Annotated in this window: 11 protein-coding genes; 6 read left to right on the top strand and 5 right to left on the bottom strand. The window is 72.7% G+C overall.

The window, feature by feature from the left end:
- The first annotated feature begins 41 nt into the window (after positions 1-41).
- Positions 42-1,454: an APC family permease gene (locus tag ACY1JF_RS13295; protein WP_462705271.1), complete on the top strand. Its 1,413-nt coding sequence runs from the start codon at positions 42-44 to the stop codon at positions 1,452-1,454.
- Between the two features lie 84 nt (positions 1,455-1,538).
- Here ACY1JF_RS13295 and ACY1JF_RS13300 read toward each other — a convergent pair whose 3' ends face one another.
- The gene (locus ACY1JF_RS13300) at positions 1,539-1,973 is read right to left on the bottom strand and encodes a MarR family winged helix-turn-helix transcriptional regulator (protein ID WP_462705272.1); all 435 of its coding nucleotides are present in this window, start codon (positions 1,971-1,973) and stop codon (positions 1,539-1,541) included.
- Between the two features lie 172 nt (positions 1,974-2,145).
- Between ACY1JF_RS13300 and ACY1JF_RS13305 the strand changes: the two genes are divergently transcribed.
- The 4 genes from ACY1JF_RS13305 to ACY1JF_RS13320 all read left to right on the top strand — a co-directional run bounded on the left by ACY1JF_RS13305 (position 2,146) and on the right by ACY1JF_RS13320 (position 5,737).
- Positions 2,146-3,549 carry a DHA2 family efflux MFS transporter permease subunit gene (locus ACY1JF_RS13305; protein ID WP_462705293.1) on the top strand — a complete coding sequence of 468 codons (1,404 nt, stop codon included), beginning with the start codon at positions 2,146-2,148 and terminating at the stop codon, positions 3,547-3,549.
- Between the two features lie 178 nt (positions 3,550-3,727).
- The gene (locus tag ACY1JF_RS13310; protein ID WP_462705273.1) at positions 3,728-4,252 is read left to right on the top strand and encodes a 2'-5' RNA ligase family protein; all 525 of its coding nucleotides are present in this window, start codon (positions 3,728-3,730) and stop codon (positions 4,250-4,252) included.
- 270 nt (positions 4,253-4,522) lie between these two features.
- On the top strand, positions 4,523-5,104 hold the full coding sequence (locus ACY1JF_RS13315; protein WP_462705274.1) for a cupin domain-containing protein: 582 nt from the start codon (positions 4,523-4,525) through the stop codon (positions 5,102-5,104).
- Positions 5,105-5,122: 18 nt separating this feature from the next.
- On the top strand, positions 5,123-5,737 hold the full coding sequence (locus ACY1JF_RS13320) for a WD40 repeat domain-containing protein (protein WP_462705275.1): 615 nt from the start codon (positions 5,123-5,125) through the stop codon (positions 5,735-5,737).
- Between the two features lie 285 nt (positions 5,738-6,022).
- On the opposite strand, the gene ACY1JF_RS13325 is transcribed toward ACY1JF_RS13320, so the two are convergent.
- The gene (locus ACY1JF_RS13325) at positions 6,023-6,784 is read right to left on the bottom strand and encodes a ZIP family metal transporter (RefSeq protein WP_462705276.1); all 762 of its coding nucleotides are present in this window, start codon (positions 6,782-6,784) and stop codon (positions 6,023-6,025) included.
- A 953-nt stretch (positions 6,785-7,737) separates the two neighbouring features.
- A complete protein-coding gene (locus ACY1JF_RS13330) occupies positions 7,738-8,667 on the bottom strand; it encodes a hypothetical protein (RefSeq protein WP_462705277.1) in 930 nt (309 codons plus the stop codon).
- A gap of 248 nt (positions 8,668-8,915) precedes the next feature.
- Here ACY1JF_RS13330 and ACY1JF_RS13335 point away from each other — a divergent pair, with 248 nt between their 5' ends.
- The gene (locus ACY1JF_RS13335) at positions 8,916-9,215 is read left to right on the top strand and encodes a hypothetical protein (RefSeq protein WP_462705278.1); all 300 of its coding nucleotides are present in this window, start codon (positions 8,916-8,918) and stop codon (positions 9,213-9,215) included.
- 418 nt (positions 9,216-9,633) lie between these two features.
- Here ACY1JF_RS13335 and ACY1JF_RS13340 read toward each other — a convergent pair whose 3' ends face one another.
- Positions 9,634-11,484, bottom strand: a complete 1,851-nt coding sequence (locus ACY1JF_RS13340) for a leucine-rich repeat domain-containing protein (protein WP_462705279.1) — start codon at positions 11,482-11,484, stop codon at positions 9,634-9,636.
- A 339-nt stretch (positions 11,485-11,823) separates the two neighbouring features.
- Positions 11,824-12,405 carry a TetR family transcriptional regulator gene (locus ACY1JF_RS13345; protein WP_462705280.1) on the bottom strand — a complete coding sequence of 194 codons (582 nt, stop codon included), beginning with the start codon at positions 12,403-12,405 and terminating at the stop codon, positions 11,824-11,826.
- Positions 12,406-12,589: the final 184 nt, after the last annotated feature.

Here is a 12,589-nt window from a genome sequence, read left to right on the forward strand (position 1 = left end):
ACCGATGCGTGACGCGCGGAGGGCGGGGGACTTGTCGGGGCATGCCAAGAGTCGCGAAACCGCTGTCGGCGGACACCGAGGGACCGGCGCTCAAGCGCGCCCTGACCACCCCCCTGCTCTACTTCTTCATCCTCGGCGACGTCCTCGGCGCCGGCGTCTACGTCCTGGTGGGCCAGATCGCCGCCGACGCCGGGGGAGCGGTGTGGGCACCGCTGGCCGTCGCGCTGCTGCTCGCCCTGCTGACCGCCGCGTCCTACGCGGAACTGGCCACCAAGTACCCCAGGGCGGGCGGCGCCGCCCACTACACCGCCCGCGCCTTCGGCCCCTTCGCCGGATTCGTGGCCGGCTTCTGCATGCTCGCCGCGGGCGTCGTCTCGGTCGCCGCGCTGGCGCGGGGCTTCGGCGGCGACTACCTGTCCGCGTTCGTGACCCTGCCCGTGGGCCTCGTCGCGGTGCTGTTCCTCGTCCTGCTCGCCCTGGTCAACACCCGGGGCGTACGGGAGTCGACCCGCGCCAACGTCGTCGCCACGGTGATCGAGGTGGGCGGGCTGCTGGTCATCGTCGCGCTGGGCGCCTGGCTGCTGCTGCGCGGCGACGGCGACCCCGGCCGGCTCACCCGGCTCGGCACCCCCGAGAAGGGCGCCGCCGCGGCCCTGCTCAGCGGCTCGGTACTGGCGTACTACTCCTTCGTCGGGTTCGAGACCTCGGTGAACGTCGCCGAGGAGACCCGGGACCCGCGGCGCTCCTACCCGCGCGCCCTGTTCGGCGCGCTGGCGACCGCCGGTGCCGTGTACGTCCTGGTCGGCCTCGCGGCGTCGGCCGCCGTACCGACCGCCCGGCTCGCCGCGTCGAGCGGGCCGCTGCTGGAGGTCGTCGAGGAGGCCGGAGGGGTGCCGCCCCGCCTCTTCAGCGCCGTCGCGCTGGTCGCGGTGGCCAACGGCGCGCTGCTCACCGGCATCATGTCCTCCCGCCTCGCCTACGGGATGGCCCGCGACGGACTGCTGCCCGCCGCCTTGACCAAGGTGCTGCCCGGCCGCCGTACGCCGTGGGTGGCGATCGCGGTCACCACCGCGCTGGCGACGGCACTGGCCCTCACCGGAAGTGTCGCCACCCTCGCGTCCACCCTGGTCCTGCTGCTCCTCGTCGTCTTCCTCATGGTCAACGTCGCCGTGCTCGTGCTTCGCCGCGATCCGGGGGACACCGGCCACTTCCGGGCCCCGACCGTACTGCCGGTGCTGGGCGCCGCGTCCTGCGTGCTGCTCGCCACCCAGGTCGAGGCCGCGGTCTGGCTGCGCGGCCTGCTGGTCCTGGCGACCGGCGCCGTCCTGGCCGCCTTCGTCACCGTCCGCCGCGCCCGCCACCCGGCGCGGACCACCAGGACGCCGGAACCGGCCGACGAACCGTCGTCCGCGGGGACGGCGGAGCCGGCCGACAAACCGTCATCACCGTCCTGACCGTCCTGACCGGCCCGGACCCCGGCCGTCACCCATCGCCTGCCCCCCGTCCCCTGCCCCCCCGTCCCCTGTCGTCCGCCGCCGTCAGACCGTGTGCTTCCTGATCTGCGCGAGCAGACCGCGCAACTGCTCGCGCTCACCGGCGTCCAGGGCGGCCGTCGCCTCCGCGAGCGCCAAGCGGTCGACCTCCTCGGCCTCGCGGTGACAGCGCACGCCCTCGTCGGTGAGCCGGAGCAGGAAGGCCCGACGGTCGCGGGGGTGGCGGACCCGCTCCACCAGCCCGTCACGTTCCAGACTGTCGACGATGCTGGTCGCGGTGCGCGGCGCGATGCCCGCCATCTCGCTCAGATCCCGCATCCGCAGGGGCTCCTGGGCCCGGTCCAGCATGCGCAGCGCGCGCAGCCGCGCCACCGACGCCCCCTTCTCCCGCAGCCGGGTCTCCACGAAGTTCCGCAACCGGTACGTCGTCTCGTACAACTCGTCGATCAGGATGTCGCTGCTGCCCTGCACCGTCGCCATGTCCGCCGTCCTGTCTTCCGCTCCGGCACGCGTTCGTGACCGAGGGGTCCAGGGTACTGAACCCACACATAGTGTGTATGCTCAGCACATGCGCCGACGTCACTCCTCCGTGCTGTCTGCCCTGTCCCTCCGCCTCAGCCAGCGTCTCGTCGTCCCGGTCGTCTGCGTCTGCGTGACCTTCATCGCGATCGTCGACGGCGCTATCACCACCGTGGCGCTGCCCTCCATCGCCCGGCAGTTCGAGCTGACGGCGGCGGCCCTGGACGGGGTCGTCGTGGTCTACCCGGTCTGCCTGGCGATGGCCATACCCGCCTCCGCGTGGCTGGTCGAGCGGTTCGGCGGCAAACGTGTGCTGCTGACCGCGCTCGTCGCATTCCTCGTGTCGTCGGCCCTGTGCGGCGCGGCCGCCGGCCTCGGCCAGCTCGTCGCCTACCGCGCCGTCCAGGGCCTGTCCGCCGGACTGCTGCTGCCCGCCTCGGCGGCGCTGCTGTTCAGCACCTTCACCGCCTCCGAGCAGGTACGCGTCTCCCGGTACACGATCATCCCGCAGCAGATCGCCCCGGCCGTCGCACCGGTCCTGGGCGGGCTGCTGGTGGACCACCTGTCCTGGCGGTGGGTGTTCTACGTCAACGTGCCGGTCGGCCTGCCGGCCGTACTGTTCGGCGCGCTGTTCCTGGCCGGGCACCACGACGGCCGGCCGAGCCGCTTCGACCTGCCCGGCCTGCTGCTGAGCGCGGCGGGCCTGGGCACCGCGATGTTCGGCGTCTGCGAAGGCCCCAACCGCGGCTGGTCGTCGGACGCCGTCGTCGTCTCCCTGGCCGCGGGCGCGGTCCTGCTGGCCGCCGCGGTCGTCCACGAACTGCGCGTCCGCGTCCCCCTGCTGAGGATACGGCTGTTCGCCGACCGCCTCTTCCGCGACACCAACCTGCTCAACCTGGTCGGCCTGGTGCCCATCCTCGGCGCCATGTACCTGGGGCCGCTCTTCCTGCAACAGGCCCAGGGCCGCAGCGCGTCGGAGTCCGGCACGGCCACCTTCCCCGAGGCGTTCGGCGTGTTGCTGACCGTCCAGGTCGTCGGTGTGCTGTACGCCCGCATCGGCCCGCGTCTCATCGTCGGCTGCGGCACGGCCGGCGTCAGCGCCGTGCTGCTGCTGTTCGCCACCTGCGACGCGGACACGAGCCTGTGGACGTTCCGCCTCTACATGTTCCTGCTCGGCCTGTGCATGGGCTGCTTCTTCATCCCGACGACGGTGGCCTCCCTCGCCACGATCGACCCGCGGGACCTGCCGCACGCCACCACGCTGAACACCGTCGTCCGGCAGACCGGCGGCGCCCTCGCCCCGGCCGCGGTGACCGCCGTCCTCGTCCTGGGCACCCCGCCCGCCGCCGTGGCGGACCCGCCGGTCACCGCCTACCAGCAGGCGTACCTGGCGCTGGCCGCGCTGGCCGCGGTCACCGCGGTCTTTGCCTTCACCCTCCCCGACGGCCCCGCCCGCGCCGCGGCCCGCGGCACGACCACGGCCGCCGCCCGGCCCGGCCCGGTACGGGGACGCCCGGAGCCCGTCGACTCCCCGTGACCCACACCGCGAGCGGCGCGGGGGCGGCAGCGGGTGACGGCCGGATTCCTGGCCGATGCCCTGTCCGTCACCGTCGTGACTCATCGGCACCACCGAACGTGAGACAGCGCCACTCGTTCGGCGGATCCCGCCCTCGCCGCGCCGGCCCCGCCCCGCCTTTCGGGCCTACGCTGCTGCGGTGCACACCGTGGAGCTGCTGCCCGACCCGGCCACCGACGCCCGGGTGCGCGAGGTCTGGCGGGAGCTCGCCTCCCGCGGACTGCCCAGCCTGGCGAGTCACCGGCACGCGACCAACCGCCCCCATCTGACGGTCGCCACCTGCGACGAGCTGCCGCACCCCACCCGGCAGCGCCTGGTGGCCGCGCTGGCCGCCCTGCCCCTGCCCCTGCGCCTCGCCGGTCCGCTCCGTTTCACCGGCCGGACCAGGACACTGGCCTGGCGGGTCGTACCCGGCCCCGCGCTGCTGGACCTGCACCGCACCGTGTGGCACATCCTCCGCTCGCGGGACGACGCGGACGGGAACCCCTTGCACGCGCCAGGACGATGGGTACCGCACATCACCCTGGGCCGGACCCGGTCCACCTCCGCGAACTGGGCCGACGGCCTCCTTCCGGCCGCCCTCGCCCACCCCTGGGACGGCACCTTCACCGAGGCCCGCACCTACGACACCACCACCCGGACCACGGAGCCCCTGGGCGCGTGAGCGCCCCCTCGGAGCGAGACCGGCCTGTACCGCCAGAGGTCCGGGTGAGGACGTCCGCGCTGGGGTACCCGGGCGGTCCTGTGGAAGGGAAGCGAGCGTGGGCAGGAGTTCCGTCTCCGTGCCGGCGGTGACGACCGCCGCCGCGCACGGTGTCCTCGACGTCATGGGCGGCCGGTGGCCGCCAGGTACGGCCCTGCCCCGACCGGCCGCCGCCTGGCCGCACGGAACTCCCCCGACCGGCGGCGGCCCAAGGGCCAGGAGGCATGGACGATGAACACACGACTGCCCTACCCCCTGCCCGGCCGCACGCTCAGCGGTCAGGAACTCCAGGAACTCGCCGCGGCCGTCGCCGACGCGGAGGAACTGTGGACGGACCTGCTGGAACACCCCGTCGACGACCGCGGCTACGCGGAACTCTTCCTCGACGAGCACGTGGGCGTCTGGGTCCTGGAGTGGACGCAGGACGAGCACGACACCGGCTACCACGACCACGACCGCTCGGCGGGGGCCGTGCACGTGGCCCGCGGCGCCGTCCGGCACGAACACCTGCGGCTCGGGCAACGGCCGGTGGGGGACCGGGTGCCGGCCGGCGAGGGCTTCTGCTTCGACGAGACCTTCATCCACCGCATGCGCCGCGAGCCGCAGGCGGGCCCCACGGTCACCATCCACGCCTACTCACCGCCGCTGGAGCGGACCGGCCAGTACGGCGAGCTGGAGGACGGGCTGCTGCACCGCGTGCCCACCAGCTCGGAAGAGCACCTCTCGCCCAAGGGCCGCCAGGGGACGCCCAGCACGCCCTCCGACCGCCGGGCCGGCACCGGTGCGCGCACGGGCGGGCGGTCCGGGCCGTGAGCGTGGGCGAGGTGCCCGGTGAGACGGAGCTCACCGCTGGACGGCGACCGTCTCCGTCCTGGCGGTCGCCCGGCCACCGCCTCGGCCGACCGCACGGTGCGGGTCTGGGATGTGTCGAACGGAGAGCCGCTGCTGAGGATCGGCCACGACCAAGTGGCGTCCGACGCCGCCTTCCGCCCGGACGGGCAGCTCCTGGCCGGTGCGTCCGGGGACCGCTCCGTACGGGTCTGGTCGGCCGACGGCGACGCCCAGCTCCGGCTGAGGCGCCACCACGTGGTGAAGGCGGTCGCCTTCAGCCCCTGCGGTAAGCGGCTGGCAACCGCCGGCGAGGACGGCACCGCCCGCGTCCGGGACCTCCGCAGCGGCCGTCACAACCCGCTGGTCCGCCACAGCGTCGCGGTGAGGGCGATCGTCTTCAGTCCCGACGGTCACTGGTTCACCACCGCGAGCACGGGCCGCACCGCGGCAGTGTGGGACACCGGGCGGGGCGACCGGGTCATGCGCGTTCGCCACGGCCACCACGTCCTCGCGGTCGCTTTCAGTCCCGACACCCGCTGGCTCGCCAGCGGCAGCGAGGACAAGGACATCAGACTCACTCCGCTGCCGTCGGCCACGCCTCCCGCCACACGATGACCTCCGTCCTCTCCTGGGCGGACCGCGCGGCAGCCGGCCGGCCCGTCCGGCAGCGGGCATGTTCCTCGGCGCCCTCGGTGAGGTGTCCGTCCGGCACGCACGGAAGTCCTGCCGGCGGACCCGGAGCCGGCCACCGGCGTCGACAGGCCGGTACCCGTCATCCGTGTCCGACGGCCTCGCCCGTCGTCCGTGTCCGGCGATCTCGCCCGTCGGCACGGGGCCCGGCCGCCAGGCCGACGAGCCCGTCGCCTCCGGCAGCGGGCCGGGCCGGCTGCGAGGGCCTCGTCAGGTGTGGGAGAGGGCGAAGGAGACCAGGAAGCCGCCGACGGTGACCAGGCCGATGGCCAGGTGGGCGTCCTGGAACGCCTCGGGGATCATCGTGTCGGCGATCATCGCGAGGATGGCCCCGGCCGCGACCGCGGTCACGGCGGCGATCACCGCCGGGGAGAAGCCGCCGACCACGGTGTAGCCGAGGACCGCGGAGAGGGTGCTCGCCGCGGCGATGGCACCCCAGACCCCGAAGACGTACGCTTTGCCGCGGCCGGCCTTCTTCATCCCCGCCGAGCTGGACAGCCCCTCGGGGACGTTGCTGATGAACACCGCCGCCACGGTCACCAGGCTCACCGCTCCGCCGTCGAGCAGGCTCACCCCGATGACCGCCGACTCCGGAACACCGTCGAGCAGCGCCCCGAAGGCCAGCGCGAGCCCCGAACCGCTCTGCTGCTCCTCGGAGGGCTGCGCCTGGCGCTGGTGGTGGCCGGAGCGCTTGCGGTGCCGGGCGCCGCGCCGGGCCAGCCACACGTTGCCCGCGGTGTAGGCCGCGGCACCCGCCAGCGCGCCGATCGCCGCCGGGACCAGACCTCCCTGCTCGTACGCCTCCGCGACCAGCTCGAAGCTGACCGCCGACAGCAGTACCCCGGCCCCGAAGGCCATCACCGTCGCGATCACCTTCTGCGGCACCCGCAGCCCGAACCCCGCCACCGCCCCGACGAGCAGCGCCGAACCTGCCACCAACCCCCACAGACCTGCTTGCATCACCTCTGTCATGGCTCCGTGGGTACCCGGCGCCCACCCGCGTCATCAGTCGGCACGGGAGCGGTCGTCTTTCGGTTCGAGCCTTGCTGTCCCTTTTGCGCGTGTCGGGTACGGGCACGTACCCGTGCACTCAAGGAACGGGAGGGAGCACAGTGATGTCCGCTGCCGGCATCCGCGTCCCCGAAGGCGTCGATCGCGAGCATGTTCACGTGGCCGGCGCCGCCCGCCGCCAGGGCGGACTCGATCACCTGGCACATGGGGCGCCCCGTACGGAGCCGCGCCGTGTCCACGGCCGGTTCCCGGGACGCGCGTACCAGATCCATGACGGGGGCCCTGGAGCGACGTCATGCGAACAACCCTGGTCTTTATAAGGTGTTTTGAGGGACCGGCGCGTGCCTCCGGTCATGGCGCGGACCAGCCCGGAGTGATGCCGCGGGACCGCCATGCTCGTACCACCCGGGCTCAGCGCGGCGCAGCGGATCGAAGCGCGCGCCGGCGAGGACGCGGGCCTTCCGGAGCGGCTCCAGCGGTGCCTGGCCGACGCTGTGGACACGGGTCCGCTCGGCACGCCGGAGGACTTCCGCCTCGCCGGCCGGGCCGGGGCGCCGTTTCGCTGCCGAGACGCCGCTCAGCGCGCCGCCGGACTGCGAGCACGGGATGACCGGGGCGAGGCCTGCCGCACCGAGGCGTGGGTGGCCCGGCCGCCGGGAACGACGCTCTGGCGGATCACCTCGCGTGCCCGGGCACCAGCGCGGCGAACACGTCGAACAGCCACCGCTCAGACCTGGTCGTAGGTGTCGTAGGTGTCCTTCTCGGTGTCGATCGTCAGTCGCACGCCCGCCCCTCGGTGATCACCGCCAGGGCCGCCCCCGCGTACGGTCGGCCGGGCCGTTCGGTGCAAAAACGCGGCCGCCCCGCTCCCGGCGGCCGCCCCGGACCCATCGGGGCGACCGCCGTCCGCCGTGTCAGTCGCCGGTCTCCGGCGGGTAACCGTCGTCCAGGAAGACGCGGATGGTCTGTCCCTGCCCGGCGGGATCGGTGAGTTCGGCCTCGATGCGGTGGTAGGCCGTGGTGGCCAGGGCCCATTCGCTCTGCAGCGCAGCCGCGGTGGAGCGGGTGTTCCACAGCTCGATGAGCAGGGCGATGAGGGAGCGCCCGGACAGGACGGTCTGGACTCGGCCTTCTCGTCCGTCCTTGAGGTCCTCGACGGAGGGCGGGGTGCGGAAGTGGCTGTGGCCGGCGGCCAGGGCGGCGAGCCACTCCCAGGTGTCGCGGTGTGCGATGAGTTCGACGGAGGCCACGCCGGCAGCTTTCAGCAGGAGGACGCCGTGGGCGACGCGTGGGTCGTCCGCGCCGGCGGAGGCCTGCGGCGGCGCCGCGGGGAGCCGGCCGGCGGGTGTGCCGGTGCCCTGGCGGGCGGCCTCGATGGCGTTCTTCAGCGCGGGGTCCTGCTCCTGGGCGCCGTCCTCGGGTTGTGGCTGGTGCTCGCTGTTCTCCATGGTTCCCCCCTGGTGTTCGGTGTCGGCGGAGTCGGTCGGGCCATCGCCGGCTTCGGGGCCGGGCGGCTGCCCCGTCTCCCCGGAAGGTGCCGACGTGCTCTCGCCGGGTGTCCGGGGCGGAGCGGAGGACCGCAGGACCTCGACGAGGTCAAGTAGTTGCCGCAGTTCGCCCCGTGTGTCGTTCAGGTCGCTGATCATCCGGTCCTGGCGCCGACGGATCTCTCGGTTCTCCTCGCGCAGCCCGGTGATGCCCCCCTCGATCTTTTCTAGGATCTTCAGGCGGTTCTGGACCAGTTCGCTATGCAGCGCGGTCAGCCCGACCGTCGGATCGTCGAGACGCTCGAGCCTCTGCTGAGCCGCCTTCAGTTGGCCTTCTGTCCCGGCGAGTCTCTCCATCGCCTCATCGAACGAACTTTTCCACCCCATGTGACCCCCTGGTTACTCCAAGCAATGGGACCGCTCCTACCTCCCCACGAAGCCCCCGCGTGACGCGACTGTTTCCAGCCCTTCCCTGGCGGGATCGCACCGTTCGGCCATAAAAGGCCATCCAGTCGTACTTCCGGTCTGACTCTCGGTCGAGAAATGGTGCTGGGGCTCGCCACGACCGCGGGGCTGTGCCCGGGCCGCGGTCGTGGGTGAATGCCATGCCCGAAGAGATCGAGACCGCCGACAGGGTCGGCAGCCTCAGCGTGAACCGCTATGCGGAGATCGTCGCTGAACTGCGGAAACTGGTCGAGACGGCCAGCCGTGTCCAGGTCACGACCGGCGGCTACGCACTCGAAGTCGAGCCGATGCGCGAGGCCGGCGGCCAGGAGCGAGGTGACGACGGCCGGGCCCGTTCCCTCGGCAGCCGTTTGTTCGTGACTTCGGGAGTCGTCGAGGGAGACGTCGGCTCGATCATCTGGCCCCGTTCTCCGGTGGAGGCTGGTCGGGGTCGCCGCTGACCGGGTGACGAGTCGGCGCACACGCGAGACCCTTCCTCGGTGGGCGTGACCGGGTGCCGGACCCAGTCGTCGGTTTCGAAGGCGGAAGACGAAGATTCGGCCGTCCTCACTCTCCAGCCGGAGCAGCACGGTCGGGGGGAGACCCTTCGCGCGATGGGAGGCAGCGCTATCCGTGTCCGCCTCGCCGGCTCAGGCAGCGTCGCCCGTCACCGTGTCCGCCACCATGGGGGACAGCCGCCGCTCCGCACTGGTCAGGGACTTCGAGGATTTCGTCCTGGCGGGCACGGGGCCGTTCAGGATGAGACCGGGAGGATGACGGCCCGTGCGGAGAGTGCTTTGCCTGTTCTGGGGCCCGAACCCCGGACCCCGAACTCCGGGGTCTGGGGTCCGGGGTTCGGAGTGCTGAGTTCGTGGGGGCCTACTCGTACCGTGTGATTCCCCGGGCGGCGAGTGCGTCCAGTACCGGGTCGGTGCCGCCGTCCTTCTCTATCTCGTACGTCTGGTAGCGCGGTGGTTTGAACCGGTCGAGGGCTGGGACGTCCAGCAGCGGACTCCAGTCCTCCAGCGCGGTGCAGAAGTCGATGTCGACATCGGCCAGACCCGGCAGGGCCGTCAGCGCGCTGATGTCCGTCAGCACCTCAGAGAAGAGCTGGATGGTCCGCAGGGCGGGACCGGCCCGCAGGCCGGACAGGTCCGTCCAGGGCAGCTCGAAGAGCAGGACGTGCTTGCACTGCTGGGCGGGGACCGTCCGGACCCGGGGGCAATGGTGCACCGCCAGCTCGCGCAGCCGCGGCAGTTCCGCGAGAGCGTCGAGGTCCGTCAGGATCGGGAGGTTCGACAGGCTCAGCTTCCTGACCCCGCAACCGGCCAGTCCGGACAGGTCGGCGAGGACCGCGCAGCCGTTGAGCCGTATCTCCTTCAGGGCGGGCAGCGTGCCGAGGGAGCCGACTGCCGCGAGGGAGGGGCAGTCCTCCACCCACAGTTCGCGCAGGGCCCTCAGATGGCCGATCGGCCCGAGCTCCGACAGGTTCTGGCAGCTGTCGACGCGGAGCTCGGCCAGCCGGGGCAGCTCGCCGAGACCGCCGAGACCGCGCAGCGCGGGGCACCACCTGATCGACAGGGTCTCCAGGGCGGGCAGGGAGCCCAGTGAGGTCAGGTCGCGGAGCCCGTCGACCTCCTGCAGGTAGAGCAGGTTCAGCTCGGGCAGCCCGTCGAGCGGGGCGAGGTCGCTCACCGCGGGGCACGCCTCGATCTCCAGGGCGACCAGCGAGGTCAGTGCCTCCAGCCCGGCGAGGGACGCCAGCTGTTCGCAGGAGATCAGGCGCAGGGAGCTCAGGTCGGTCAGGGCGGCGAGGCCGCGCAGGTCCCGCAGGGCGGGGCACTCCTCCACGTGGACGCGGTCCAGGCCGGGATGGGCGCCGAGACCGTCGAGACTCTCCAGCCGGCTGCACTTCTCCAGCCGCAGTTCGGTCAGCAGGGGGAGTGCGTCGATGCCCTTGAGGCTGGTCAGTCGCTTGCAGCTGACGAGGTCGAGGGTGTGGACGCCGCTGACGCCGGTGAGGCCGTCCAGGTCGCGGACGCCGGTCCAGCCGAGGTTCAGCTCGGTGAGCGCCCCGAGGCCGGCGAGCTGGCCGGCGTCCCGGAAGGAACGGCAGCCCTGGAGGCTGAGCTTCTCCAGCCGGGGGAAGGCCGCGCCGAACCCGGCGGCGCTGCGCACTCCGGTCATGCTCAGGTCCAGGTGGCGCAGGTTCCTCAGGGGCAGCAGCGGTCTGGTGTCCTCGACCGCGCGACAGCGGTGCAGTTCGAGGCTGGTCAGCGAGGTCAGGCCGCTGAGCGGGGTGAGGTCGTGGACCCCGGCGCAGCCGTTCAGGTCGAGTTCGACCAGGCCGGTCAGATCGGCCAGGTCGGTGATGTCGGTGATCTCCTTGCAGCGGAAGACGGTGAGACTGCGCAGCATCGTGAGGTGGCGCAGGCCGCGCAGCGACGTCACCGAGGTCAGGAACAGACTGGTGACACCCTCGCGGATCATCGCCGGGGCCAGCAGCGCGGCGCAGAACCCGTCCGGGTCGGCGGCGGACGGCCACAGGTGCAGCAGCAGTTCGTGCGGCAGGCCGGCCGCGGCGGCGAGTTCGGCGGCCTGGGTGAGCGCCTGCCCCGAGTCGGTGACGGCGATCAGCTCGCGCACGCGTGTCTCGGCGTCGGGCGCGGGCTCCGGGGTGGCGGCGGAGCCGGAAGTGCCCCTGGGGGCGGGGGAGTTGGTGGACGACATGAGCCGAGAGTCTAGGCGTGCGCTCTGACACCGGCCGACGGCCGCGGGCGGGTGGCCGCGGGCCGGCCGTCGGCAGCTGTCTCGGCAGCCGTCCAGGAGCTGTCTCAACGCCGTTTGGTCTAACGCCGTTCGCTCTGTTGCTGTGGTACGCGCTTCCCCTGTCGCGGTGCGCACGACGCGACGGCAGGGTGCGCCGGGTGCGCCCCGTCCGGTGCGGACCGGGCGCCGAGGGCCCGTCCGGAGCCGGCGGGCCTCTGTCCGGCGGCTGGCCTCTGTCCGGCGCAGGCGCAGGACGCGGGCGGTGGTGCCCGCCGCGCTCCTGGCCGGCGGGCATCGCCGTCAGGCGGGGGGTGAGGGCGGCTGGGCCAGGGTGGTGACGGCGGCTGTCAGAGCGGCCCGGCGGTCGGCGGGGGAGGTGTGCGGGCTTTCCGCCCGCAGAGCCCTGAGCGACCAGGAGGCGGTGTCCCAGCTGATCACCAGGGCGATCACCATGGCCATGAGGTCCAGGGCCGGTATGTCCGCGCGGATGCGGCCCGCTTCCTGGGCGGCTCGGATCGCGGTGACGTTCTTGCGGTACTCGGCGACTTCGGCGTCGATGGGCCGCTGGCGTTCCAGTCCCGCCCACAGGTACAGCCGCCGGATGTGGGGCCGCTGTTCGAGGCGGTCGTACAGTGCGCCGGCGTAGTCGGACAGGTTGCCCGCGTCGATCGCGACGGCGGCCGCCAACTGCGACATGCTGTCGGCGACGACCATGTCGAACAGTTCTTCCTTGGTCCCGAAGTGCATGTAGATCGACCGCTTGTTGGCCTTGGCGGCCTCGGCGATGCGGTCGATCCGCGCGCCGGCCAGGCCGTGGGCGGCGAACTCGTCGACGGCCGCCTTCATCAGGCGCCGCTTGGTCTCGGTGGCATCGGGTGGCATGCGCCCATCGTACATAACCATCCAGGTGTTTACACGGTGCCCGGCACGGTGTATGAATATAACCAGTTAGTTACTCATCGAGAGGGAACACCATGACCCGCACTTGGTTCATCACCGGTACGTCCTCCGGCTTCGGCCGTCACCTCACCGAACAGCTGCTCGCCCGGGGCGACAGGGTCGCCGC

It is taken from the genome of Streptomyces sp. SYSU D01066-1 (genome assembly GCF_054956795.1).

Excerpts from the sequence above, each read along its gene's own strand:
- ACY1JF_RS13345 (WP_462705280.1), bottom strand. The coding sequence starts at position 12,405 with ATGCCACCCGATGCCACCGAGACCAAGCGGCGCCTGATGAAGGCGGCC.
- ACY1JF_RS13325 (WP_462705276.1), bottom strand. The coding sequence starts at position 6,784 with ATGACAGAGGTGATGCAAGCAGGTCTGTGGGGGTTGGTGGCAGGTTCG.
- ACY1JF_RS13300 (WP_462705272.1), bottom strand. The coding sequence starts at position 1,973 with ATGGCGACGGTGCAGGGCAGCAGCGACATCCTGATCGACGAGTTGTAC.
- ACY1JF_RS13340 (WP_462705279.1), bottom strand. The coding sequence starts at position 11,484 with ATGTCGTCCACCAACTCCCCCGCCCCCAGGGGCACTTCCGGCTCCGCC.
- ACY1JF_RS13335 (WP_462705278.1), top strand. The coding sequence starts at position 8,916 with ATGCCCGAAGAGATCGAGACCGCCGACAGGGTCGGCAGCCTCAGCGTG.
- ACY1JF_RS13330 (WP_462705277.1), bottom strand. The coding sequence starts at position 8,667 with ATGGAGAGACTCGCCGGGACAGAAGGCCAACTGAAGGCGGCTCAGCAG.
- ACY1JF_RS13295 (WP_462705271.1), top strand. The coding sequence starts at position 42 with ATGCCAAGAGTCGCGAAACCGCTGTCGGCGGACACCGAGGGACCGGCG.
- ACY1JF_RS13315 (WP_462705274.1), top strand. The coding sequence starts at position 4,523 with ATGAACACACGACTGCCCTACCCCCTGCCCGGCCGCACGCTCAGCGGT.